Below are 23,665 nucleotides of genomic sequence, written 5' to 3'. Positions count from 1 at the left end.
CAAGCGGCATAATGCCAGCACTTCGTCATTTCGGACTGTTCCGACAAGCGGTCCGGAAGTTTCCTTTTCGTGCCTTGCAGGTTCAGGTGGACTCCATGCCGCTCGCCCCCAGTTCCGACATGATGTACCGGTTGTTGATCCAGAGCGTGGCGGACTACGCCATCTATCTGCTCACCCCCGAAGGAATCGTCGCCAACTGGAATCCCGGGGCGCAGCGGGCCAAGGGCTACCTGGCCGAAGAGATCGTCGGCCGGCACTTTTCGGTGTTCTACACCGACGAGGACCGCGATGCCGGGTTGCCGGCCCTGAGCCTGGCCACGGCGCGGGTCGAAGGGCGGTTCCAGGCCGAGGGCGTGCGCCAGCGCAAGGACGGTTCGCATTTCTGGACCAGCGTGGTGATCGAGCCGATCAAGGACGAGGCCAGCGGCCAGCTGATCGGCTACGCCAAGATCACCCGTGATATCTCCGAACGGCGTCAAGGCGAGCTGGAGCTGCTCCAGGCCAAGGAACTGGCCGAGCAGTACAGCCAGGAGATGACCACCCTGTCGCAGTTCCTCGATTCGGTGATCGCCAACATTCCCGCCAGCGTCATCGTCCAGGACCTGCAGAGCCAGCAGATCCTCCTGGCCAACCAGCAGGCCGAGCGGCTGTTCGGCGACCAGGGCGCGAGCATGATCGGCAAGCTCCCCGAGCAGTGCCTGGCACCGGCGGCGGCCGACTACCTGGAGCAGCAACTGGCCCGGGGCGCACGCAGCAGCAAGGGCTATGCCGCCGAGACCCGGGTCGACACCGCCAGCGGCCCGCGTACCCTGCGCAGCCGTGCCATGCTCTGCCAGAACCGCGAAGGGCAGGGCGACTATGTGCTGTTCGTCGCCGAGGACGCCACCGAAGAGCTGGCCGCCCACGCGCAGATCCACCACATGGCCCACCATGACGCGCTGACCGGCCTGCCCAACCGCACGCTGTTCCACGAACGCCTCAAGCAGGCGCTGCTGCGCGGCGAGGACAGCGGCAAGCTGACCGCCGCGCTGTGCCTGGACCTGGACAATTTCAAGAACATCAACGACACCCTCGGCCATGCCTTCGGCGACAAGCTGCTGCGCGCCCTGGGCAAGCGCCTGCGCCGCGAGTTGCGCGAGCATGACACCCTGGCGCGTCTGGGCGGCGACGAGTTCGCCGTGGTCCTGGCCGGGCTGGAAACGCCCGAGGCCGCGCGCATCACCGCCCAGCGCCTGATCGAGGCGATCTGCCCGCCGTTTCATATCGAGGGGCACCAGTTCAGCGTCGGGGTGAGCATCGGCGTGGCCGTGGCGCCGGACGATCACGACCAGGCCGAGCAGTTGCTGGGCTACGCCGACATGGCCCTGTACGAGGCCAAGCGCAACGGCCGCAACCGCTTCGAGTGCTTCCATGTCGAGCTGGATGTCGCCGCTCGCCAGCGCCGCCTGGTGGAGACCGACCTGCGTACCGCCCTGCACCTGGGCCAGCTGCAGCTGCACTACCAGCCGGTGGTGGACCCGCAGAGCAGCAGCGTCACTGGCTACGAGGCCTTGCTGCGCTGGGAGCATCCGACGCGCGGCATGATCATGCCCATGGACTTCATCCCCATCGCCGAGGAAACCGGCCTGATCCACGAGATCGGTGCCCGCGCGCTCAACCTGGCGTGCCAGGAAGCGGCCCGCTGGGGCACCGCTCAGACCGTGTCGGTGAACCTCTCGCCGGTGCAGTTCAAGAACGCCAGCCTGGTGCACACCGTGGCCCTGGCCCTGGCCGACTCGGGGTTGTCCGCCACGCGCCTGGAGCTGGAAATCACCGAATCGGTGCTGCTGGGCAATAGCGAAGAGAACGTGCGCGTGCTGCGCGCGTTGAAGGACCTGGGGGTGTCGATCTCCCTGGACGATTTCGGCACCGGTTATTCCTCGCTGGGCTACCTGCGTTCGTTCCCGTTCGACCGAATCAAGATCGACAAGTCGTTTGTCCATGACATGTGCGAGAGCCGCGAGGCGATGTCGATCGTCCGCGCCATCACCGAGCTGTCCAACAGCCTGATGATCAAGACCACGGCCGAGGGAGTGGAGTCGGCGGAGCAGATGGAGCGGCTGCTGGCCGAGGGCTGCTCGCATTTCCAGGGTTACCTGTATGGCAGGCCGGCGCCGGCAAGCGAGCGCTTGACCCAGGTCGTGCAGGTCGGCAAGGTCTGACGGCGGATCACGGAACGACGCCTTGAGCACCTGCGCGACATTCTGGTCGATCAGCGCACGAAATGTACCGGTTGGAACAATTACCCCCGCCCAGCCAATGTTCATCACCGCGCATCTCTTCTAGAATCCGCGCATGCCCCGGCGTCAGGCCGTGGCCATTGCCCGAGAACCCGATGAGTTCCAGTACGCCGCTTTCCGGAGTCAACCAGCCGCTGCGCGGCATCGCCCTGGTGGTGGTGGCCACCTTCCTGTTCGCCAGCCATGACGCGCTGTCGAAATTCCTCGGCGGGATCTACCCGATCATCATGGTGGTCTGGGTCCGCTACCTGGTGCATACCCTGTTGATGGCCGGCATTTTCCTGCCCAAGGCCGGCCTGGCGGTGCTGCGTACCCGACGCCCGTTGCTGCAGACCTTGCGCGCGTTGAGCCTGCTCAGCACCAGCCTGTTGTTCACCGCCGGCCTGCAGTACCTGCCGCTGGCCGAGGCGACCTCGGTCAACTTCCTGGCCCCGGTGCTGGTCACCGCGCTGTCGGTGCCCCTGCTCAAGGAGCGGGTGACCCTCGGGCAGTGGCTGGCGGTGGTGCTGGGGTTCGTCGGTGTACTGGTGGTGGTGCATCCGGGCGGTTCGATGTTCACCCCGGCGATCCTGTTCCCGTTCGGCTCTGCGTTGGGGTTCTGCTTCTATCAGCTGCTGACGCGCAAGCTGGCGGCCCATGACAGCCCGACCACCAGCAACTTCTACGCCGGGTTGTGCAACACCCTGATCATGACGGCGCTGGTGCCGTTCTTCTGGCAGGCGCCGCAGTGGCCGCACCTGTTGCTGATGCTGGCCCTGGGCGGTTGCGGGATGACCGCGCACCTGTTGCTGACCCAAGCCTTCCGCCATGCCGCGCCGGCGCTGCTGGCGCCGTTCAGCTACTGCCAGATCGTGTTTGCCGGCTTGCTGGGGCTGGTGATCTTCCACCAGGTGCCGGATACCGCAAGCCTGGTGGGGATCGCCATCATCTGCCTGAGCGGCCTGGGCGCCGCCTGGATGCAGCGGCGCCGGTGAGCGACGTGGCCCGTGGGCGCGGGTTCACCCGCGATGCGCTCAGTGTGCCCCCGCCGCCTTGCTCAGGTCGCTTTCGGCCCACTCGGTATAGAGGCAGGCATCGGCCACGGCCCAGCGTACCTTGACCTGGTCGCCCGGTTGCATGGGCATGCCTGCGGCCGACAATGCCTTCACCGTCAGCTCGGTGCCGCCTTGCGTGACCACGTGGCAGGTCTGGCTTTCGCCAAGAAACAGCACTTCACGCACCGTGGCGCTGACTTCGTTCCAGCCGGGTGACAGGGGCTCTCGCATCGCCTGTTCTGTCGTCAGCGCCAGGGCTTTCTCTGGCCGCACCATGATCAACGCATCCTGTCCGGCGGTCAGCCCCGAGGTCAGGCGCACCGCCACCGGTTGCCCCTCGAAGCTGCCCGCGCCATTGCCGCTGGCCTTTAACCGCAGGAAGTTGGAGTTGCCCAGGAACGAGGCGACGAAGGCGTTCGGCGGGTTCTGGTAGAGGTCGTAGCCGCTGCCCAGGCCGACGATCCGGCCGTGACTGAAAATGGCGATGCGTTGCGACAGGCGCATGGCTTCCTCCTGGTCGTGGGTCACGTAGACGATGGTGATCCCCAGGCGCCGGTGCAGTTGGCGCAACTCGTCCTGCAGGTCTTCACGCAGCTTCTTGTCCAGCGCGCCGAGAGGTTCGTCCATCAGCAGGATGCGTGGTTCGTAGACGAGCGCCCGGGCGATCGCCACGCGCTGTTGCTGGCCACCGGACAGCTGCGCCGGGCGGCGCTGGGCGAACGGCTCCAACTGCACCAGCCTGAGCATGGCGTCCACGCGCCTGGCCACCTCGGCCGCACTCTGCTTGCGGATTGTCAGCGGGAAGGCGATGTTGTCGCGCACGCTCAGGTGCGGGAACAGCGAGTAGCGCTGGAACACCATGCCGATGTCGCGCTTGTGCGGTGGCACGTTCACCAGCGACTTGCCCTCGACCAGGATCTCGCCGCTGCTCGGGGTCTCGAAGCCGGCCAGCATCGACAGGGTGGTGGACTTGCCCGAGCCACTGGAGCCGAGGAAAGTGAGGAACTCGCCGTCCTGGATCTCCAGGTCGATGTTGTCCACCGCGGCGAAGGTGCCGTAGTGCTTGTTCAGGTTGCGCAGGCTGACCAGGGAGGTGGCGCGCGCGTCGTCTTTCATCACTGCACTCATTGTTGTCGTCTCCGGGCGCTCAGGCGCTGACTTCGTTGCGCCGCCGCAGGGCGGCGGCGATGACCATGATCAGTACCGACAGGCCGATCAGCAGCGTCGAGGCGACGGCGATGACGGGCGTGAGGTCCTGGCGCAGGGTGGTCCACATCTTCACGGGCAAGGTCTGCAACTCGGGGCTGGCCATCATCACGCTGAGCACCACTTCATCCCACGACACCAGGAAGGCGAACAGCCCGCCGGCGATCATGCCTGGGCGAATGGCCGGGAAGGTCACCTTGAAGATCGCCTGCAGGCGCGAGGCGCCGCAGATCACCGCGGCATCCTCGATCGACTGGTCGAACAGCTTGAGCGAGTTGATGATCGAAATGATGGTGAAGGGCAGGGCGACGATCACGTGGCTGACCACGAAGGCCAGCAGGGTGCCGGTGTAGCCCAGCTTGAGAAATAGCGCGTACACCGCCACGGCGATGATCACCAGCGGCACGATCATCGGCAGGGTGAACAGCCCGTAGAGCAGTTCGCGGCCCGGGAAACGCCCGCGCACCAGGGCGAAGGCGGTGGGCAGGCCGAGAGCCACGGCGGCGACGGTCGTCAGCACCGCGACCTTGAGGCTGGCCAGGGCCGCCTGCATCCACTGCGGATTGGAAAAGAACTGCTCGTACCACTTGACGGTCCAGCCGGGCGGCGGAAACACCAGCCACTGCGACGAACCGAATGACAGCAGCACGATGAACAGGATCGGCAGCAGCAGGAATGCGGCGATCGCACCGGTGGTCAGGTACAGGCCCATGCGCAGCGGCCGGCCCATGGCGTTGGGGGTCAGGAGCATGCTGGCTTACCTCGCGTTGCCGACCGGGGATTCCGGTTGCAGCTTCAGGTAGAAGTAGAAGAGCACCAGGGTGATCGCCACCAGCAACGCGGCGGCGGCGCTGGCCAGGCCCCAGTTGAGGAACGACTGCACCTGCTGGACGATGAACTCCGGCAGCATCATGTTCTGCGCGCCGCCGAGCAGGGCGGGGGTCACGTAGTAACCGAGCGACATGACGAACACCATCAGCGCGCCGGAGAACAGCCCCGAACGGCACAGCGGGATGAACACCTTCCAGAAGTTGCTCCATGGGCTGGCGCCGCAGATGGAGCCGGCCTGCAGCACCATCGGGTCGATGGCCTGCATGGTCGCCTGCAGCGGCAGGACGATGAACGGGATCATGATGTAGCTCATGCCGATCACCACGCCGGTGAGGTTGTGCACCATCTCCAGCGGCGCATCGATGATGCCCAGCGCCATCAGCAGCTTGTTGATCACCCCCGAGCCTTGCAGCAGCACCAGCCACGAGTAGGTGCGCGCCAGCAGGCTGGTCCACATCGACAGCAGCACGATGTTCAGCAGCCAGCGGCCCCAGCCCTTGGGGACCAGGGTGATCGCCCAGGCCAGCGGGAAGCCCAGCAGCACGCTGATCAGGGTGACCAGGCCGGCCACCGAGAAGGTGTTGAACAGTACCCGGGCGTAGGCCGAGTTGGCGAACAGCTGCTCGTAGTTGCCCAGGCCCGGCACGGGCTCGAGGACGCCGCGCAGCAGCAGGCCGATCAGTGGGGCGAAGAAGAACACGCCGAGAAACAGCAGGGCCGGCAGCAGGTTGCGGCTGCCGCGCCAGCGTTGGCGAAGGGCTGGGCGGCGCAGGGCCGCCCCCGGCGCGCCGCTGCCTGCCGGGGCACCTTGCGCACTGTGCAGGGCATTGATGGCGACTTTCATTTGACCAGCCACTCGTTCCAGCGGGTGGCGATGGCCGGGCCGTTCTTCGCCCAGTAGGCGAAGTCCAGCGTCACCTGGTCCTGGGCGTAGGCGGTCGGCAGGTTGGGGGCGAGCTCCGGCTTGAGCAGGCCGACGCTGTCGAGGTTGACCGGGGCATAGGCGGTGGCATTGGCGAAGTCGGCCTGGCCTTGGGCGCCGCTGGCGCTGGCCAGGAACTTCATGGCCGCGTCCTTGTTCTTCGCGCCCTTGGGGATGACCAGGAAATCAGCCATGACCAGGTTCTGCTTCCAGCTCACGCCCACCGGCGCGCCATCCTGCTGCAGGGCGTAGACGCGGCCGTTCCAGAACTGGCCGAGCGCGGCTTCGCCAGAGGCCAGCAACTGCTGCGACTGGGCGCCGCCGCCCCACCAGACGATGTCCTTCTTGATGGTGTCGAGTTTCTTGAAGGCGCGGTCCAGGTCCAGCGGGTAGAGCTTGTCGGCCGGCACGCCATCGGCCAGCAGGGCCAGTTCCAGCACGCCGGGGCTTGGCCATTTGTACAGGGCGCGCTTGCCGGGGAAGGTCTTGGTGTCGAACAGGGCCGACCAGTCGCTGGGCTTGCCGGCGCCGAGCTTGCCCTCGTTGTAGCCGAGCACGAAGGAGAAGAAGAACGAACCGACGCCATGGTCGGAGACGAAGCGCGGGTCGATCCTGTCGCGCTGGATGGCGGTGAAGTCGAGGGGCTCGAGCAGGCCTTCGCTGGCGGCGCGCAGGGCGAAGTCAGCCTCGACGTCGACCACGTCCCACTGCACGTTGCCGCTTTCGACCATGGCTTTGAGCTTGCCGTAGTCGGTGGGACCGTCCTGCACGACCTTGATGCCGGTCTGCCTGACGAAGGGCTCGGCCCACGCGGCTTTCTGCGCATCCTGCGTGGTGCCGCCCCAGCTGACGAAATTCAGGCTCTCGGCCGCCAGGGTGGCCTGGCAGGCCAGGGTCAGCAGGCTGGCGGACAGCACAGCGGTGACTCGTTTGCTCAACAGCATGGTTACGCCCTCGTTGCTTTTGTTATTCGAGGCGGGCTTCTGTCGCCCGCCAATTGTATTCGGGGAGCAGCGTCAAACGGGTGGAGCGTGGCCGAGCGGTGATCGCAGGTGTGGCCGGCAGATTCAAGGCTTATGGAATGTCATATTATGGTATTCCAAACTTTTCGCAAGAGCCTGGCACTGACCGGCCATCACCCCGCTGTCGACGATAGGGCGAGGGCTAGTCCATCGACCCCGGTTCGAAAGGAATGCTCTGCACCACCTCCAGTTCATATCCCGCCAGCCCGGCATACTTCAGCGGCGGCCCGAGGTGGCGCAGCTTGCCCACGCCCAGGTCCTGGAGAATCTGCGCGCCCGTGCCGACCTCCGAGTACACCTTGGTCTGTCCACGCTGGTAAGGGCGTACGGGCTGCGTCAGTTGCGGCACGCGTTCGAGCAGGGCCTGGGAGGATTCGTGGTTGGCCAGGATCACCACCACCCCGGCGCCTTCCTCGGCGACTTTCTGCAGTGCCGCCCACAGGGTCCAGTTGGCGGGGCCGGCGTACTCGGCACCGACCAGGTCGCGCAGCGGGTCGATCACGTGCACGCGCACCAGGATCGGCTGTTCGCGGCGGATGCTGCCCATGACCATGGCCATGTGCACGCCACCCTCGATGTGGTCTTCATAGGTGACCAGGCGGAATGTGCCATGCACGGTCGGCAGTTCCCGCTCGCCGATACGCCGGATGGTCTGCTCGGTGCTCAGCCGGTGATGGATCAGGTCGGCGATGGTGCCGATCCTGATGCCGTGGCGTGCGGCGAAACGCTCCAGGTCCGGTCGTCGAGCCATGGTGCCGTCGTCGTTGAGCACTTCGACGATCACCGACGCCGGCATGAAACCGGCCAGACGCGCCAGGTCGCAGCCGGCCTCGGTGTGGCCGGCGCGGGTCAGCACGCCACCTTCTCGGGCACGCAGGGGAAAGACATGGCCCGGTTGCACCAGGTCTTCAGGGCGGGCGTCCGCGGCCATGGCGGCGGCCACGGTGCGTGCCCGGTCGGCCGCGGATATACCGGTGGTGACCCCCGAAGCGGCCTCGATCGACACGGTGAAGGCGGTGCTGAACGCGCTGCCGTTGCTCGGCACCATCTGCTCGAGGCCCAGGCGCTGGCAATGCTCGTCGGTAAGGGTCAGGCATATCAGGCCACGCGCCTCGCGGGCCATGAAGTTGATCGCCTGGGCATCGCAGCGCTCGGCGGCGATCAGCAGGTCGCCTTCGTTTTCCCGGTCCTCGTCGTCCACCAGCAGGACCATCCTGCCTTGCCGGTAGTCCTCGAGGAGTTCTTCGATGCTGTTGAAGGCCATGTTGCATGCTCGCGGTGGTCAGGAAAGTTTTATGGTATACCATAATACGCAATTGACCTTGCAACAGGAGCGCGACGAATGAAGGCTTACTGGATCGCCCATGTGGACGTTACCGACCCCGAGCAGTACCAGCAGTACACCCAGCGCGCCCCCGCAGCGTTCATCGCTTTCGGTGGGCGCTTCCTCGCCCGTGGCGGACGCAGCGAGGCGATGGAGGGGCGGGCGACGCCGCAGCGCAGCGTGGTGATCGAGTTCGATTCGTACGAACAGGCCGTGGCGTGCTATCGCTCCGACCTGTATCAGGAGGCCTGTCGCCATCGCCAGGGCGTGGCGGCGGCGCAGGTGATCATCGTCGAGGGCCTTGCACCCTGACGGCCGTCAGACCCGCATGTGCGGGTCTTTCTTCTCCGGCTTGTCGTCGCCAGCCTCTGTGGACACTGGCTTGTCCGTGGCGGGCAGCGGCTCGGCTGGTGCTTCCTGCGCGGCAGCCGGTGGCGGTTGGTTGCGGGTGCGCAGCAGCGACAGCAGCACCCCGCCGAACAACAAGCCGAAGGTCACCCCTAGCGAAAGCGCGGCGGGCACCTTGCCCACCAGGCCGTGGTAGAAGATCTTGCAGCCGATGAAAATCAGCACCAGGGCCAGTGCGTACTTGAGGTAGACGAAACGGTGCATCAGCGCCGCCAGCGCGAAGTACAGCGAGCGCAGCCCGAGGATGGCGAAGATGTTCGAGGTGTAGACGATGAACGGGTCCTGGGTGATGGCGAAGATCGCCGGCACACTGTCGACGGCGAACACCAGGTCGGCCAGCTCGATCAGCACCAGGGCCAGGAACAACGGCGTGGCATAGCGGACCGCCTTGCTCGCCCCGGGCGGGGTGAGGTGGACGAAGAAATTCCGGCCGTGCAGCTGATCGGTGACCCGCATGTGCCGGCGCACGAAACGTAGTATCGGGTTGTTGGCCAGGTCCGGGTGGCTGTCGTCCTTCGTCAGCGCCATCTTCACCCCGGTGAACAGGAGGAAGGCGCCGAAGATGTACAGCACCCAGGCGAAGTGCTGGACCAGCGCGGCACCCACGCCGATCATGATCGCCCGCAGCACCACCACCCCGAGGATGCCCCAGAACAGCACGCGGTGCTGGTAGCGGCGGGGGATGGCGAAGAAGCTGAAGATCATCGCCATGACGAACACGTTGTCCATCGACAGCGACTGTTCGACCAGGAAGCCGGTGTAGAACTCCAGCGCCGACTGCGCGCCCAGCTCGTACCAGACCCAGACGCCGAACAGCACGCCGACGCTGAAGTAGCCGGAATAGAGCAGCAGGCTTTCGCGCATCTCGATCTCGCGATCCTGGCGGTGCAGCACCCCGAGGTCGAGGACCAGCAAGCTGATGACGATAACGATGAAGACCAGCCACAACCAGGCGCTGGTGCCGAGGAATGGGGTGAAGAGGAATGTCTGCAGAGCCGTCATGAGCCCCTCCTTGAATGTCGACGTTGCATGGCAACAGTGATTCCGACATGGCGGTGCAAACCGTCAGAGGGGCCCGGCATCACATGGGCTTGAGCCTAGTCGCGATTGCCGGGATTGCCGAATGGCAGGCTGTTACATTTCTTTGCCTGTATTGGCCTCATCGAGGGCAGGCTTGCGCCCACAGGGAGAGCGCACGCATGGACCGTTTTGCTATCGATGGTTCGCCGCGTACAGCTGGCGCAGGTCGCTGGCCCAGCCGTCGAGCACGGCCTTGACGTTTTCCGCGGTCATCACCTGGCGGTCGTTTTCCAGCGGTGTTCCGGTACCGGCGAGCATGGCCTCGGCGATGACCTTGCCACTGGTGCCCGCCTCGAACGACAGCTCGGTGGCGATCTGGCTGTCGCGGTCACGCACGCCGACCGCGCTGCTCACCCCGGCCGCGACCAGGGTGATCGGCAACCATTCGTAGAAGCGCAGGCCCTGGGTGTTGGCGCTGACCCGGGTAATCGCAGGCCTGACCACCAGGGTGTTAGGGCCCGGGGCATCGACCACGGTCATCACCTTGCCCAGTTCCTGCCTGAGTGCCGAGTCGTAGTAACGGGTGATCTGGTCAAGCGTGTCCTGCGGGATCCGCGTGCTCGGCGCCGGTGCCGGATAGAACCGACTCGGCGCGACATAGACCTGGATGTAGCGACCACGGGGCAGCTTCGGGTCGACCCAGCTCAACAAGGTGCCGCTGGAGGGGGACGGGTGAGGCGCAAGCACGCTGTAGTCGGTCAGATAGCCAGCCGGGGGCAGCTGGTTGCCGCTGCAGCCGGCAAGCCCCAGCGCGCCGCTGAACAAGAGGGCGATGGCATGGCGGCGACTCATGGCTGAGCCTGCGGGTAACGTCCGCCCTGGGACGACTCGATGAGCAGTTTGCCCTGGGCCATCAGCCAGTGCACCAGCTCGCGGGTAGGCACCGAATGGATGTACTCGACCCATTCGCCGCAGGCAGGGTCGTAGTGTTCGAAATAGCGACGCAGCGTGATCCGTTCCTTGTCGTCGGAGAGCGCCAGGCTCACCTGCTGGACCACCAGCGACGCGTCGTCACCGCGCTGCGTGGCGCGTTGGCTGAGAATCATTGGCGAGGAGCAATCGTGCTCCCCGGCGCGGGAGCTGCGGTTGGCGATCTTCATGGGCTGGCCCTGCGATAGTGGAAGGCCGGCAGGGTGCGGGAGTATGTTTGCCTGATGATGTCCGGTTGATGTCGGCGCCGACGCAATGTTGCACGGTTGAAATATATGACCCGGCGCCGCAATGGTTTTAGAGTCGCCCTTTTTTCGTGGACCTGTGTGAACGTGAGCAGATTGCTGATCGTCGATGACGACGTGGAAATTCTCGCCTTGCTGAAGAAGTTCTTCGTCCAGCAAGGCTATGAGGTCGACCTGGCCGCCGATGGCCAGGCGATGTGGGCGGCGATCGCCCGGCAGCGTCCGGACGCCATCATTCTCGACCTGATGCTGCCGGGCGAAGGTGGCCTGAGCCTGTGCCAGAAGGTACGCGCGCAGGTCGGCGTGCCGATCATCATGCTCACCGCCATGGCCGAGCTGAGCGATCGCATCGTCGGCCTGGAGCTTGGCGCCGACGACTACCTGACCAAGCCATTCGCCCCGCGGGAGCTGCTGGCCCGGCTACGCGCAGTGCAACGCCGCGCCCGGGAACCTGTGCCCCATGGCGAGTTGGTGCGGCCGGTGATCGGCTTTGCCGGCTGGCATCTGGATATCACCTGCCGCGAGCTGCGCTCGCCAGAGAACGTGATGATCCCGCTGTCGGGCGCCGAGTTCGATCTGCTGGTGGTGTTTCTCGAACATCCCCAGCGCATTCTCACTCGCGAGCAACTGATCGACCTGACCCGTGGCCAGGGGCACGACGCCTATGACCGCAGCATCGATGTGCAGGTCAGCCGGCTGCGCCGCAAGATCGAGCCGGACAGCAAGCGCTCGGAGCTGATCCGCACCGTGCGCAATGGCGGTTACCTGTTCTGCGCCAAGGTGACCCGTTCGTGATCCGCCGCCTGCTGCGCCGCGACACCCTCAGGTGGCGGATCGCCCTGACCATCTTCGCTGCGTTGCTGGCCTCGCTGGCGCTCAACGCCCTGTTCGTCCAGGTCGCCGGCATCTGGGCGCGTCCGCCCATCGACCGGACTGGCCTGCTCGAACAGATCGCCGTGACCACCCGGGTGGTCGAGACCGCGCCGGCGGCGTTGCGCGGGCAACTGGCCCTGGCGGCCAGCACGCCGACCCTGCAGGTGACATGGAGCACCCGGCGTGGCGACTTCGACCTGCCTGGGCCGGGCACCGCGCTCAGCTCGGGGCAGGTGCCGGCGATGGCGCAGCTGTTGGGGCCATCCCGCCCTATCGAGGTGTACAACCCGGGCGACTGGCCAGAGGGCAGCGCCCAGGCGCACTACGTGGCGCTGGTCGCGTTGGCCGATGGCAGCTGGCTGCTGTTCGTGCCGCCCGAGCGCAGCTGGGGCCTGAGCGCGGCGGCACGCCTGGCGGTGGTCATCGGCCTGGGGCTGGTGGCGACGTTGCTGGTGGCCTGGCTTGCCACACGCCAGCTGGCCAGCCCGTTGCAACGTTTCGCCAGCGCGGCGCGGCGCTTCGGCAGTGACCTGCAGGCACCGCCCATCACCGTCGAAGGCCCCGAGGAAATCCGCCAGGCGATCGTCGCCTTCAACACCATGCAGGCGCAGATCCAGCACTTCATCCGCGAACGCACGCAGATGCTCGCGGCCATCTCCCACGACCTGCGCGCACCGCTGACGCGCATGCGCCTGCGCAGCGAGTTCATGGAAGACCTGGACCACCAGCGCAAGCTTATCCGCGACGTCGATGAGATGCAGTCGATGATCAACGCTGCCCTGGCGTTCTTTCGCGAAGGCACGCAGGTCGAGCAGCGTACCGCCTACGATCTGTCGGAGCTGTTGCAGACCATCGTCGACGACTACCGCGACCAGCAGATCGCCGTTGACTTCAGCGGCCCCGCGCACCTGGTGCACCACGGCCGCCCGCTGGCCACCAAGCGGGTGATCGTCAACCTGCTGGAAAACGCCGTGAAGTATGCGCGCCATCCCTGCATCGCGTTGCACCACGATGCGCGCGACATCGTCATCGAGATCAGCGACGAGGGCCCCGGTATCCCCGAGGACGCGCTGGAGCGCGTGTTTGACCCGTTCTTCCGCCTGGAAGGGTCACGCAACCGCGACACCGGCGGGGTCGGGCTGGGCCTCTCGGCGGCGCGGGCGAGCGTGCGTGAGCAAGGGGGTGAGCTGACTTTACGCAATCGCAGCACAGGCGGGTTGGTGGCCCGGGTGGTGCTGCCGGATCCGCGCTGAGCAGGTCAGTACACCCAGACTTCGACCCGGCGGTTGCGCAAGCGTCCCTGTTGCTGGTCGTTATCCGCCACCGGCAGCTCGTCGCCCATGCCGGTCACGTCCTTGAACTCCACGCCCTCGCGCGCCAGTTCACGGCGCACCGCCATGGCCCGCAGGCGCGAGAGCAGGGCGGCGCGCCCCGGGGTTTCCTTGGGGTCGCCGAAACCCACCAGCACCGCTTTGCTCTGCAGCTTGCCGGCCTGGCGCAGGTAGGCGCCGACCCGCTGCACATCGCGCAGGGCCTTGTTGTCGAGGCTGGCACTGCCTTCCTGGAAGCGGAAGTTGACGCTCAGGCGATGAGCCTCGCTGGCCAGGGTGCGGTAGCGTGGTGGCATGTCGGCCTGCACCATGACCGGCAAGGCCTTGATCTGCTGGGAGACGAACCCGTGTCTGGCGACGATGGCCTGCCCGGCGGGGCTCTGCGCGAACTCGGCCAGGGCCCGGGCCTGGCGCGTGGCGGCGGCGGGCAGGTAGAAGAACAGGCGGCGCGACAGCGGGTAGTCCTCGCTGGCGATCAGCGCGCGGCTGGGGGGCAGGGCCGGCGCGTCACCTTCCGCCACCGCCAGGGCCTTGGCCCCATGCAGCGTGGCCAGGCCGCTGAAGCCGATGGCCTGGCGATCGGCCTTGACCTGCGCGGCCAGCGCATCGGCCGACTCGAAGCGCCGGGCCTGGCCGGACAGCTGGCTGTGCTGCGGCTCCAGCACCAGCGCGCGGAACGTCTCGAACGTGCCGGAGCGATCGTCGCGGGCGTAGAGGTGAATCGCGCCGCCTGGCACGCCCAGTTGTTCCCAGCGCTGGATCTGCCCGGAAAAGACCTGTGCCAGTTGCGCGGTGCTCAGTTGCGGTAGCGGATTGTCCGGATGGACGATCACCGCCACGCCGTCCAGGCCGATCACCTGTTCGGAGTCCGCCGAGCGCAGGTTGCCCAAGGCCTGCAGCTGCTGGACTTCACGATCGCTGATTGGCCGCGAGGCGGCTGCCAGGTCGGCCTCGCCGTCGGCCAGCGCGGTGAATCCCGTACTCGATCCGTGGGCGGCGATCTCGATGCGCATGGGCTGGCCATCGCGAGCGTGGGCACGCATCACCGTCTCGTTGGCCGCCGCGCCTGACAGGCTTTCGATGGCACTGGCGCCTTGCGCTTGCAGCAGGCCACGGACCAGCGCCGGGGCCAGGGTGGCGCCAATGGTATTGGAGCCCTGGATGCGCAGCTGCGCAGGCTCGGCGAAGGCCAGGCCCGGCAGCAGGCATAACGGGAGGAGAAGCAGGCGGCGCATGCCGGTGACCTTTGGCACAGAGTTGCACCGCAGATTACGACAGTTGCTTGACCGAAAAATGACAGCGCCCCTGCCGGCGCGCCGGGCTCAGCGCGTTCCTGGCACGATGATGCTGGCCGGCGCCTCGGTCGCCCGGCGGCGGGCCACCCAGTAATACAGCACGCTCGGCACCACCAGCCCGATCAGCCACGACACATCCACGCCGCCCAGGTGGGCGACCATCGGACCGGTGTACAGCTTGGTGTCGATGAACGGCATCTGCACCAGCACGCCGAAGGTGTATACCCCGATGCCCGGCCAGTTCCAGCGGCCATAGCGGCCCTCGGGGTCGGCCAGCGCCGGGATGTCGTAGCGCTCCTTGGTGATGAAGTAGTAGTCCACCAGGTTCACCGCGCTCCACGGCACGAAGAAGGTCAGCAGGAACAGGATGAACGACTTGAAGGCGCTGAGGAACGAATGCTGGCCGAGCAGGGCGACCAGGGTCGCCGCGCCGACGATGCCGAGCACGAACACCAGGCGTTGGACGCGGCTGATCTGCAGGTGGCCGCGAAAACCGCTGATGATCGTGGCGATGCACATGAAGCTGCCGTAGCTGTTGAGCGTGGAGATGGTCACCTTGCCGAAGGCAATGCTGAAGTACAGCAGCGCCGCCGTGGTGCCGGCGCCACCCAGGCCGACGATGTAGGCCACCTCGCGCCCGGAGAACTGGCCACCGGCGATGGCTGCGGCGAACACGCCGAGGATCATCGACGCCTGGGCACCGATCACCGAACCCAGGCCCGCGGCGAGGAAGGTCTTGAGCGGCGAGGTGTTGCTGGGCAGGTAGCGCGAGTAGTCGGCCACGTACGGGCCGAAGGCGATCTGCCACGAAGCGGCCAGCGACACCGCCAGCAGGAAGCTGGCCCAGCTGAAGTGACGGTTGTCGAGCAGTTGGCCGATGTCGGCCAGCATCAGGATGCGGCTGAACAGATAGACGAAGGCAATGATCCCCAGCACGCTGGCCACTCGGCCGATCCAGTGGATCACTCGGTAGCCTGCCAGGGTCGCCAGCACGATCACCCCGGCGAAGATGAGGATGCCGGCGCTGTCGCTGATGTTCAGCAACTGGCCGATGGCCTGGCCGGAGAGCACCGTGCCGGTGGCGGTGAAGCCCAGGTACATCAGGCATACCAGGACCATGGGAATGGCCGCGCCATACACCCCGAACTGCACGCGGCTGGAGATCATCTGCGGCAGCCCGAGGCGTGGCCCCTGGGCGGCATGCAGGGCCATCACCGCACCACCGATCGCCTGTCCGACGAACAGGCCGATCAATGACCAGAACACATCGCCGCCAAGGACCACGGCCAGGGCGCCGGTGACGATCGCGGTGATCTGCAGGTTGGCTCCCAGCCACAAGGTGAATTGGCTGTACACCCGTCCATGGCGTTCAGACTCGGGGATGTAGTCGATCGAGCGGCGCTCGATCACGGGTTTGCTGGACATCGAGGAGGCTCCGCTTCGTTGTTTTTGTGAAGGGCGGCGGCTATCGGCGGGACGCAGGGCGATGGCCGAAACTCGATATCAGCATGTATATACAAGTCTGGTCAAGTGAAGCTTGTGATCCCTGCCGAGCGGATTTTTCGGCCATCACAGCCGACTGTTGCGCAAGGTTGTCGTCCGACTGTGCTGGTCCGTGGCTTGGGAATGACCTTATGCTGTAACGAAATATGTCTAATACAAGCCTGAAGAAGGAATGCGTGCCATGCCACTCAAGGATCTGCTGATCGCCCTGGTGGTGATCATCGCCTGGGGCGTCAATTTCGTGGTCATCAAGGTTGGCCTCGATGGCTTGCCGCCGATGCTGCTGGGGGCATTGCGCTTTCTGCTGGTGGCCTTTCCGGCGGTGTTCCTGATCCGCCGTCCGAACCTGCCATGGCGCTGGTTGATCGCTTATGGCGCGACCATCTCCCTGGGGCAGTTCGCTTTCCTCTTCCAGGCCATGTACAGCGGCATGCCGCCGGGGCTGGCCTCGCTGGTGCTGCAGTCTCAGGCGTTCTTCACCCTGGGCTTCGCCGCGCTGTTCCTCGGTGAGCGCCTGCGCCTGGCCAGTGTGCTCGGGCTGCTGGTGGCGGCCAGCGGGCTGGCGGTTATCGGCAGTGAGGACAGCGGGCATGTGCCATTGATCGCCTTGCTGCTGACCTTGTGCGCGGGGGCGATGTGGGGCATGGGCAACATCATCACCCGGCGCTTCGGCAACGTGGACCTGGTGGCCTTGGTGATCTGGGGCGGGCTGATCCCGCCGCTGCCGTTCCTGGCGTTGTCCTGGTGGCTGGAGGGCCCCGAGCGGATCGGCCATGCCCTGGCCAACATCGGCTGGAGCTCGGTGCTAGCGCTGGCGTACCTGGCCTTCATCGCTACCATGGTTGGCTACAGCTTGTGGAGCACGTTGCTGTCGCGCCATCCGGCGGGCAAGGTGGCGCCGTTCTCGCTGCTGGTGCCGGTGATCGGCCTGAGTTCTTCGGCGTTGCTGCTGGGCGAGCGCCTGACCGAGGCGCAAGGCTGGGGCGCGCTGCTGGTGATGTTCGGGCTGCTGATCAATGTGTTCGGCCCGCGCCTGGGCCAGCGCTTGCGCGCCGCCAGCGCCCAATAGCCACCTCTGGCGCCCCTGCGCGACAGCGTGTCGCTGATAGATCGTCGCGACACTGACCCGCATCAATCCCCCGTCTTGGCGGCGCTTCTGTAATGGGAGCGCTTGTGCATCGGCAAGGCTGCCATTAATATCCAAGCACTTTCTTGTGTAATTGCCTGGACGCCTTCGATCCAGGCCATCAATACGGACGTTGATATGGATTTGCACACCTCCCTGTGGCTGTTCCAGGCCACCCAGGCCGTCGGCCTGGCGCTTTGGCTGAGCATCGCGGTACTGAACAACCTGCAGGCCTTCGCCAGTTCCGTGGGTGCCATCGGCGCCACCCTGGCGATGGCGCCGCTGCGCCAGCCGCCCGCCATCGAATTCCCCTTGCTGCGCAGAGCCTGCCAGTCGGTCGGGCTGGCGCGCGCCGCGCTGCTGGTGATCCTGCTGCTGCAGATCGTCGCCAGCCTGTCGGCGTGGATCGGCTGCTATGGGCTGATCATCGCCCAGGATCCGCTGATGGCCAGGGCCTGGTTGAACCTGGCGCTGAGCGCGCTCCTCGCCTTCACCTTCGCCATGCTGCTCGGTGGCCTGTGGTTCGGTTACTGGATACGCCAGGAGAGCCTGCAGCTCACCCATCTGGTGTTGGTGTTGTGGGCGCTCCTGGCGTTCTTCCTGTTCAACCTGGGCTGGGCCTGAGGCGAGGTCGTGCAATGAACGGTAAAACGATATTCGCCAGTGCCCTGGTGCTGGCCCTGGTCACTGCCGGGGGCCTGGCCTGGCGGCATGATGGCCGCGCGCAGGCCACCGCGACGCCGCCACGGCAGCTGGTCAAGGTTGCCCTGGCCACGGTGCAGAAGGCCCCGGAAAAGCGCTCCTTCGACGGCGTCGGCGAGCTGGAGGCGGTGCATCAGGTGCTGGTGTCGGCCGAGATCGGTGGCCGAGTCACCGCGATCAACTTCAGTTCCGGCCAGCAGGTGCGCAAAGGCGATGTACTGATCACGCTCAACGACGCCCCGGAACAGGCCGAGCGCTTGCGGCTCAAGGCGCAGCTCGACAATGCGCGCATCAACCACCGCCGGGTGAGGGACCTGCTGCGCGAGAACGCCGCCACCCAGGAGCAGCTGGACAACGCCCTGGCCGCCCGCGACATGGCTCAGGGCGAGCTGGCCCGCACCGAGGCGGTGATCGCCCAGAAGACCGTGCGCGCGCCCTTCGACGGCCGCCTGGGGATCCGTCGGGTCAACCAGGGGCAGTACCTCAACGTCGGCGATCCGGTGGTCAGCCTGATCGACACCCGCAGCCTCTATGTCAACTTCTCCCTCGAAGAACAGCTCAGCGCCCAGCTGCGTCCCGGCCAGGCGGTAGAGGTGCGCCTGGATGCCTTCCCCGAGACGCCGTTCACCGCCCGCATCACCGCCATCGACCCATTGATCGGCCGCTCGCGCACGGTGCAGGTGCAGGCCACCCTGGCCAATCCCGATGCGCGTCTTGCCGCCGGCATGTACGCCAGCGTGCAGGTCGCCAGCCCGGATGTCGGCCAGGTGCTGACGGTGCCGGAGACCGCCGTGGCCTACACCGCCTATGGCGACACGGTGTTCGTCGCGCGGCACGACGCCGCCGCCGACGCGCTCGTGGTGCAACGGGTCTCGGTGCGCACCGGCGAGCGCCAGGCCGGCCGGGTGGTGATCGAGCAGGGGTTGCGCGAGGACGACCAGGTGGTGGTGTCCGGGCAGCTGCGGCTCACCGACGGCACCGCCGTGCAAGCCACCGAAGACACCCTGCAAGCCCCGGCCAACGGCGCCTGACCCCCACGAGAACATGCCATGACATTCACCGACCTGTTCGTGCGCCGGCCTGTGCTGGCGCTGGTGGTCAGTACCCTGATCCTGCTGCTGGGGCTGCTGTCGCTGTTGCAGTTGCCGATCCGCCAGTACCCCTTGCTGGAAAGCTCGACCATCACCGTGACCACCGAATACCCCGGCGCGCCGGCCGAGCTGATGCAAGGCTTCGTCACCCAGCCGATCGCCCAGGCGGTGTCGTCGGTGGAGGGTATCGACTACCTGTCGTCCTCGTCGGTGCAGGGCCGCAGCCTGGTGACCGCGCGCATGGAGCTCAACCGCGACTCCACCCAGGCCCTTACCGAGGTGATGGCCAAGGTCAACCAGGTGCGCTACCGCCTGCCGGAGCGCGCCTACGATCCGGTGATCGAGCGCTCTGCCGGCGAGTCCACGGCGGTGGCCTATATCGGCTTCGCCAGCCCGAGCCTGCCGATCCCGGCCATGACCGACTACCTCACGCGGGTGGTCGAGCCGTTGCTCAGCACCATCGAAGGCGTGGCCAAGGTCCAGGTGTTCGGTGGCCAGACCCTGTCCATGCGCCTGTGGATCGACCCGGCACGCCTGGCCGCCCGTGGCCTGACCGCGGCCGACGTGGCCGAGGCGGTGCGCCGCAACAACTACCAGGCCGCGCCGGGCAAGGTGAAGGGCCAGTACGTGATCGCCAATATCCGCGTCGATACCGACCTGACGTCCGTCGGCGATTTTCGCGAACTGGTGATCCGCAACGACGGCAACGGCCTGGTGCGCATCCGCGATATCGGCACCGTCGAGCTCGGCGCGGCCTCGGCCGAGACCAGCGCCAGCATGGACGGCGTGCCGGCGGTACACCTGGGGCTGTTCGCCACCCCGGGCGGCAACCCGCTGGTGATCGTCGAGGGCATCCGCCAGTTGCTGCCGCAGATCCGCCAGACCCTGCCGCCGGACGTCAAGGCCGAGCTTGCCTTCGAGACGGCGCGCTTCATCCAGGCCTCCATCGACGAGGTCAGCAAGACCCTGCTCGAGGCCCTGGCGATCGTGGTGGTGGTGATCTACCTGTGCCTGGGCTCGTTGCGCACCGTGCTGATCCCGGTGGTGACCATCCCGCTGTCGATGCTTGGCGCGGCGGCGCTGATGCTGGCGTTCGGCTTCAGCGTCAACCTGCTCACCCTGCTGGCCATGGTGCTGGCGGTGGGGCTGGTGGTGGACGATGCCATCGTCGTGGTGGAGAACGTCCACCGGCATATCGAGGAGGGGCGCACGCCGGTGGCGGCGGCGCTGATCGGTGCCCGCGAGGTGGCCGGGCCGGTGATCGCCATGACCATCACCCTGGCTGCGGTGTATGCGCCGATCGGCATGATGGGCGGGTTGACCGGCGCGCTGTTTCGCGAGTTCGCCCTGACCCTGGCGGGCGCGGTGGTGGTGTCCGGCGTGGTGGCCTTGACCCTGTCGCCGGTGATGAGTTCGTACCTGCTCGATGCGCGTCAGTCGGAAGGGCGCATGGCTCACGCCGCCAACCGCTTTTTCGACTGGCTGGCCGAGCGCTATGCCCAGGTGCTCGGGTTCTCCCTCAGGCACCGCTGGATCAGCGTCGGCTTCGCCTTGCTGGTGCTGGTCAGCCTGCCGCTGCTGTACAGCCTGCCGCAGCGCGAGCTGGCGCCCACCGAAGACCAGGCCGGGCTGCTCACCGCGATCAAGGCACCGCAGCACGCCAACCTGGCCTATGTCGAACGCTTCGCCGACAAGCTCGATGCGGTCTATCGCACGCTGCCGGAGACCGTCAGCACCTGGATCATCAATGGCAGCGACGGCATCGCCTCGGGCATTGGCGGCATCAACCTGCAGCCGTGGGACGAGCGCGCGCGCAATGCCTCGCAGATCCAGCTCGACCTGCAGGCGGCGGTGAACGATGTCGAGGGCACCAGCATCTTCGCCTTCCAGCTGCCGGCGCTGCCTGGCTCCACCGGTGGCCTGCCGGTGCAGATGGTGCTGCGCAGTTCCCAGGACTACCGGGTGCTGTTCGACACCATGGAACAGGTCAAGGCCAAGGCGCGCCAGAGCGGCCTGTTCGCCGTGGTCGACAGCGACCTGGACTACAACAACCCCGTGGTGCAGGTGCGGGTCGACCGGGCCAAGGCCAACAGCATGGGCATCCGCATGCAGGACATCGGCGAGTCGCTGGCGGTGCTGGTGGGTGAGAACTACCTCAACCGCTTCGGCCTCGACGGCCGCTCCTACGACGTCATCGCCCAGAGCCCGCGCGACCAGCGTCTGACCCCGCAGGCCCTGACCCGCCAGTATGTGCGCAGCGAGGAGGGCAGGCTGGTGCCGCTGTCCACCGTGGTGCAGGTCAGCGAGCAGGTCGAGCCCAACCGTCTGACCCAGTTCAACCAGCAGAACGCGGCGACCTTCCAGGGCATCCCGGCCGCCGGCGTCACCCTGGGTGACACCGTGGCCTTCCTCGAACAGGTGGCCGCCGAACTGCCGGCAGGCTTCAGCGTCGACTGGCAGTCGGACGCGCGCCAGTACCAGCAGGAGGGCAACGCGCTGATGCTGGCCTTCCTCGCCGCCGTGGTGGTGATCTACCTGGTGCTGGCGGCGCAATACGAGAGCCTGGTCGACCCGCTGATCATCCTCATCACCGTGCCGCTGTCGATCAGCGGCGCGTTGCTGCCCCTGGCCCTGGGGGTGGCCACGGTGAACATCTACACGCAGATCGGCCTGGTGACGCTGATCGGCCTGATCAGCAAGCACGGCATCCTGATGGTCGAGTTCGCCAACACCTTGCAAGCCGAGCAGCACCTGGACCGGCGCACGGCCATCGGCAAGGCGGCGCAGATCCGCCTGCGGCCGATCCTGATGACCACCGCGGCCATGGTGGTGGGGCTGATTCCGCTGCTGTTCGCCTCCGGCGCCGGCGCCGCCAGCCGTTTCGGGCTGGGCGTGGTGATCGTCACCGGGATGCTGGTCGGTACCTTGTTCACCCTGTTCGTGCTGCCGACCATCTACAGCCTGCTGGCCCGCGACCATGCCAGCACGGCGCGCTCGGCGCGGGCCCGGTCGTTGGCCGAAACCTTGGAGGGCCAGCCATGAAGCCGGTATTCGTCGCCTCTTTGCTGGCCCTGGCCGTCTCGGCCTGCAGCGTCGGCCCCGACTATCGCCAGCCGCAGGTGCCGGCCAGCGGCGTGCACAGCCCGCAGCGCACGGCGTTCGCCGCCCGTGGCGAGATGCCCGGGCAGTGGTGGCGGTTTTTCGACGACCCGCGGCTGGTGCGTCTGGTCGACCAGGCCTTGGCCAACAACCACGACATTCGCCAGGCCCATGCCAATCTGCTGGCGGCGCGGGCGCTGTTCGACGACCGCAGCCTGGACCGCTATCCCTGGATCACCGCCCGCGCGGGTTACACCCAGAGCCTGGAGCAGCAGCAACCGGCCGATGGCGGCGATCCGCGGCGCATGCGCAGCGAGCAGTATCGGGCCGGTTTCGACGTGCAGTGGGAGATCGACCTGTTCGGTCGCCTGCAGCGCCTGACCGATGCCGCCGAGGCTCGCGCCGACGCGGCGGCGGCTGATCTGCGCCAGGTCCGGTTGAGCATCGCCGCGGAAGTCGCCCGCAACTATTACCTCGAACTGGGGCTCAAGCGCAGCCTCGCCGTGGCCGAGGACCAGGTCGAGGCCTGGCGCGAAACCCTGCAGCTGACTACTGCCCAGGTGCGTGCCGGCAGCGGCCAGTACGAGGATCAGCAGAACGCCCACGCCAACCTGCTGCTCAGCGAGGCCGCGGTGCCGCCGTTGCAGGCGGCGATCCAGCAGGCCAGCTACCGCCTCGATGTGCTGACCGGGCAGGTGCCTGGCAGCCAGGAGCAGGGGGCGGCGCCGTTCCTGCCACCCCTGGCCCGCCAGCTGCCGCTGGGCGACGTCGATACGCTGATCGGCCAGCGGCCCGACGTGGTCAGCGCCGAGCGCGAGCTGGCGGCCAGCACCGAGGACGTCGGTGCCGCCACCGCCGAGCTGTATCCGCGCCTGGACCTGGGCGGTTTCATTGGCTTCTTCGCCCTGCGCGGTGGCGACCTGGGCAGCGCCGCTCGGGCCTACGAGCTGGCCCCGGTGGTCACCTGGCCGGCGCTGCGCCTGGGCAATGCCCGGGCACGCCTGCGAGCCCGGGAAGCGCTGGCCGATGGCCGGCAGGCGCGTTACCAGCAGGCCGTGCTGCAGGCGCGCGAGGAAGTGGAGAACGCGGTGACGCAACTGGTGCGCAACCAGTCGCGGCTGCAGAGCCTGGTGGCGTCCGCCGGGCACGGCAGCGAGGCCATCGACATCGCCAACAAGCGTTATCGGCGTGGCGCCGGGACCTACCTCGCGGTACTGGAGAACCAGCGTGCGCTGTTCTCGATCAAGCGTGAGCTGGCGGAAGCGGAAACGGCCTCGTACCTGAATGCGATTGCCTTGTACAAGGCATTGGGATGGGGCAGTGAGGCGCCGTAGGCGAGTCTGAGGGTGTTTTGACTGTGGGGC

Annotated in this window: 20 protein-coding genes; 10 read left to right on the top strand and 10 right to left on the bottom strand. The window is 66.8% G+C overall.

Annotation, left to right across the window (positions count from 1 at the left end):
- Positions 1-95 precede the first annotated feature (95 nt).
- Together N7422_RS03825 and N7422_RS03820 are read left to right on the top strand one after the other, a co-directional pair.
- Positions 96-2,201, top strand: coding sequence for an EAL domain-containing protein (locus N7422_RS03825; RefSeq protein WP_279805312.1), 2,106 nt, complete (start codon positions 96-98; stop codon positions 2,199-2,201).
- A 173-nt stretch (positions 2,202-2,374) separates the two neighbouring features.
- Positions 2,375-3,253: a DMT family transporter gene (locus tag N7422_RS03820; RefSeq protein WP_279805311.1), complete on the top strand. Its 879-nt coding sequence runs from the start codon at positions 2,375-2,377 to the stop codon at positions 3,251-3,253.
- A 39-nt stretch (positions 3,254-3,292) separates the two neighbouring features.
- Here the strand turns inward: N7422_RS03820 and N7422_RS03815 are convergent, their stop codons facing one another.
- From N7422_RS03815 to ribBA, 5 genes are all read right to left on the bottom strand, one after another.
- On the bottom strand, positions 3,293-4,441 hold the full coding sequence (locus N7422_RS03815) for an ABC transporter ATP-binding protein (protein ID WP_279805310.1): 1,149 nt from the start codon (positions 4,439-4,441) through the stop codon (positions 3,293-3,295).
- A gap of 19 nt (positions 4,442-4,460) precedes the next feature.
- Positions 4,461-5,270, bottom strand: coding sequence for an ABC transporter permease (locus N7422_RS03810; protein ID WP_279805308.1), 810 nt, complete (start codon positions 5,268-5,270; stop codon positions 4,461-4,463).
- A gap of 6 nt (positions 5,271-5,276) precedes the next feature.
- Complete coding sequence (locus tag N7422_RS03805; protein ID WP_279805306.1) at positions 5,277-6,194, bottom strand: ABC transporter permease; 918 nt, start codon at positions 6,192-6,194, stop codon at positions 5,277-5,279.
- The gene (locus N7422_RS03800) at positions 6,191-7,216 is read right to left on the bottom strand and encodes an ABC transporter substrate-binding protein (RefSeq protein WP_279805304.1); all 1,026 of its coding nucleotides are present in this window, start codon (positions 7,214-7,216) and stop codon (positions 6,191-6,193) included. The genes N7422_RS03805 and N7422_RS03800 overlap by 4 nt, the downstream gene beginning before the upstream one ends.
- 220 nt (positions 7,217-7,436) lie before the next feature.
- Positions 7,437-8,558: a bifunctional 3,4-dihydroxy-2-butanone-4-phosphate synthase/GTP cyclohydrolase II gene (gene ribBA / locus N7422_RS03795; protein WP_279805303.1), complete on the bottom strand. Its 1,122-nt coding sequence runs from the start codon at positions 8,556-8,558 to the stop codon at positions 7,437-7,439.
- Between the two features lie 78 nt (positions 8,559-8,636).
- Between ribBA and N7422_RS03790 the strand changes: the two genes are divergently transcribed.
- A complete protein-coding gene (locus tag N7422_RS03790) occupies positions 8,637-8,930 on the top strand; it encodes a DUF1330 domain-containing protein (protein WP_279805302.1) in 294 nt (97 codons plus the stop codon).
- A gap of 6 nt (positions 8,931-8,936) precedes the next feature.
- Here N7422_RS03790 and N7422_RS03785 read toward each other — a convergent pair whose 3' ends face one another.
- The 3 genes from N7422_RS03785 to N7422_RS03775 form a co-directional block, all read right to left on the bottom strand.
- Positions 8,937-10,028, bottom strand: a complete 1,092-nt coding sequence (locus tag N7422_RS03785; protein WP_279805300.1) for a TerC family protein — start codon at positions 10,026-10,028, stop codon at positions 8,937-8,939.
- A 210-nt stretch (positions 10,029-10,238) separates the two neighbouring features.
- A complete protein-coding gene (locus tag N7422_RS03780) occupies positions 10,239-10,898 on the bottom strand; it encodes a DUF3313 domain-containing protein (protein ID WP_279805299.1) in 660 nt (219 codons plus the stop codon).
- Complete coding sequence (locus N7422_RS03775) at positions 10,895-11,206, bottom strand: hypothetical protein (protein WP_279805297.1); 312 nt, start codon at positions 11,204-11,206, stop codon at positions 10,895-10,897. Before N7422_RS03775 ends, N7422_RS03780 begins: the two co-directional genes overlap by 4 nt.
- 105 nt (positions 11,207-11,311) lie before the next feature.
- Between N7422_RS03775 and N7422_RS03770 the strand changes: the two genes are divergently transcribed.
- Positions 11,312-12,076: a response regulator gene (locus N7422_RS03770; RefSeq protein ID WP_279805296.1), complete on the top strand. Its 765-nt coding sequence runs from the start codon at positions 11,312-11,314 to the stop codon at positions 12,074-12,076.
- Complete coding sequence (locus N7422_RS03765) at positions 12,073-13,407, top strand: ATP-binding protein (RefSeq protein ID WP_279805295.1); 1,335 nt, start codon at positions 12,073-12,075, stop codon at positions 13,405-13,407. Before N7422_RS03770 ends, N7422_RS03765 begins: the two co-directional genes overlap by 4 nt.
- Before the next feature lie 5 nt (positions 13,408-13,412).
- Here the strand turns inward: N7422_RS03765 and N7422_RS03760 are convergent, their stop codons facing one another.
- Together N7422_RS03760 and N7422_RS03755 are read right to left on the bottom strand one after the other, a co-directional pair.
- Positions 13,413-14,720, bottom strand: coding sequence for a phosphate ABC transporter substrate-binding/OmpA family protein (locus tag N7422_RS03760; RefSeq protein ID WP_279805293.1), 1,308 nt, complete (start codon positions 14,718-14,720; stop codon positions 13,413-13,415).
- An 87-nt stretch (positions 14,721-14,807) separates the two neighbouring features.
- The gene (locus tag N7422_RS03755; RefSeq protein WP_279805291.1) at positions 14,808-16,205 is read right to left on the bottom strand and encodes a cytosine permease; all 1,398 of its coding nucleotides are present in this window, start codon (positions 16,203-16,205) and stop codon (positions 14,808-14,810) included.
- Positions 16,206-16,464: 259 nt separating this feature from the next.
- On the opposite strand from N7422_RS03755, the gene N7422_RS03750 reads away from it, so the two are divergent.
- The 5 genes from N7422_RS03750 to N7422_RS03730 all read left to right on the top strand — a co-directional run bounded on the left by N7422_RS03750 (position 16,465) and on the right by N7422_RS03730 (position 23,635).
- Positions 16,465-17,352 (top strand): EamA family transporter, encoded by an 888-nt coding sequence (locus tag N7422_RS03750; RefSeq protein WP_279805290.1) that lies wholly within the window; start codon positions 16,465-16,467, stop codon positions 17,350-17,352.
- 195 nt (positions 17,353-17,547) lie between these two features.
- On the top strand, positions 17,548-18,033 hold the full coding sequence (locus N7422_RS03745; protein ID WP_279805289.1) for a DUF2165 family protein: 486 nt from the start codon (positions 17,548-17,550) through the stop codon (positions 18,031-18,033).
- Positions 18,034-18,047: 14 nt separating this feature from the next.
- Positions 18,048-19,142 carry an efflux RND transporter periplasmic adaptor subunit gene (locus N7422_RS03740; RefSeq protein WP_279805288.1) on the top strand — a complete coding sequence of 365 codons (1,095 nt, stop codon included), beginning with the start codon at positions 18,048-18,050 and terminating at the stop codon, positions 19,140-19,142.
- Positions 19,143-19,160: 18 nt separating this feature from the next.
- Positions 19,161-22,244, top strand: coding sequence for a MexW/MexI family multidrug efflux RND transporter permease subunit (locus tag N7422_RS03735; protein WP_279805287.1), 3,084 nt, complete (start codon positions 19,161-19,163; stop codon positions 22,242-22,244).
- On the top strand, positions 22,241-23,635 hold the full coding sequence (locus N7422_RS03730) for a TolC family protein (protein WP_279805286.1): 1,395 nt from the start codon (positions 22,241-22,243) through the stop codon (positions 23,633-23,635). Before N7422_RS03735 ends, N7422_RS03730 begins: the two co-directional genes overlap by 4 nt.
- The last annotated feature ends 30 nt before the right edge of the window (positions 23,636-23,665 follow it).

This window comes from Pseudomonas sp. GD04091 (assembly GCF_029836165.1).
Classification (GTDB): Bacteria; Pseudomonadota; Gammaproteobacteria; order Pseudomonadales; family Pseudomonadaceae; genus Aquipseudomonas.
The sequence above is the reverse complement of the archived record's forward strand: the minus strand, read 5'-3'. Positions and strand labels throughout refer to the sequence as shown.

Bases quoted from the DNA above. Each gene is read 5' to 3' on its own strand.
- N7422_RS03825 (WP_279805312.1), top strand. From the start codon at position 96: ATGCCGCTCGCCCCCAGTTCCGACATGATGTACCGGTTGTTGATCCAG.
- N7422_RS03820 (WP_279805311.1), top strand. From the start codon at position 2,375: ATGAGTTCCAGTACGCCGCTTTCCGGAGTCAACCAGCCGCTGCGCGGC.
- N7422_RS03815 (WP_279805310.1), bottom strand. From the start codon at position 4,441: ATGAGTGCAGTGATGAAAGACGACGCGCGCGCCACCTCCCTGGTCAGC.
- N7422_RS03810 (WP_279805308.1), bottom strand. From the start codon at position 5,270: ATGCTCCTGACCCCCAACGCCATGGGCCGGCCGCTGCGCATGGGCCTG.
- N7422_RS03805 (WP_279805306.1), bottom strand. From the start codon at position 6,194: ATGAAAGTCGCCATCAATGCCCTGCACAGTGCGCAAGGTGCCCCGGCA.
- N7422_RS03800 (WP_279805304.1), bottom strand. From the start codon at position 7,216: ATGCTGTTGAGCAAACGAGTCACCGCTGTGCTGTCCGCCAGCCTGCTG.
- ribBA (WP_279805303.1), bottom strand. From the start codon at position 8,558: ATGGCCTTCAACAGCATCGAAGAACTCCTCGAGGACTACCGGCAAGGC.
- N7422_RS03790 (WP_279805302.1), top strand. From the start codon at position 8,637: ATGAAGGCTTACTGGATCGCCCATGTGGACGTTACCGACCCCGAGCAG.
- N7422_RS03785 (WP_279805300.1), bottom strand. From the start codon at position 10,028: ATGACGGCTCTGCAGACATTCCTCTTCACCCCATTCCTCGGCACCAGC.
- N7422_RS03780 (WP_279805299.1), bottom strand. From the start codon at position 10,898: ATGAGTCGCCGCCATGCCATCGCCCTCTTGTTCAGCGGCGCGCTGGGG.
- N7422_RS03775 (WP_279805297.1), bottom strand. From the start codon at position 11,206: ATGAAGATCGCCAACCGCAGCTCCCGCGCCGGGGAGCACGATTGCTCC.
- N7422_RS03770 (WP_279805296.1), top strand. From the start codon at position 11,312: ATGACCCGGCGCCGCAATGGTTTTAGAGTCGCCCTTTTTTCGTGGACC.
- N7422_RS03760 (WP_279805293.1), bottom strand. From the start codon at position 14,720: ATGCGCCGCCTGCTTCTCCTCCCGTTATGCCTGCTGCCGGGCCTGGCC.
- N7422_RS03755 (WP_279805291.1), bottom strand. From the start codon at position 16,205: ATGTCCAGCAAACCCGTGATCGAGCGCCGCTCGATCGACTACATCCCC.
- N7422_RS03750 (WP_279805290.1), top strand. From the start codon at position 16,465: ATGCCACTCAAGGATCTGCTGATCGCCCTGGTGGTGATCATCGCCTGG.
- N7422_RS03745 (WP_279805289.1), top strand. From the start codon at position 17,548: ATGGATTTGCACACCTCCCTGTGGCTGTTCCAGGCCACCCAGGCCGTC.
- N7422_RS03740 (WP_279805288.1), top strand. From the start codon at position 18,048: ATGAACGGTAAAACGATATTCGCCAGTGCCCTGGTGCTGGCCCTGGTC.
- N7422_RS03735 (WP_279805287.1), top strand. From the start codon at position 19,161: ATGACATTCACCGACCTGTTCGTGCGCCGGCCTGTGCTGGCGCTGGTG.
- N7422_RS03730 (WP_279805286.1), top strand. From the start codon at position 22,241: ATGAAGCCGGTATTCGTCGCCTCTTTGCTGGCCCTGGCCGTCTCGGCC.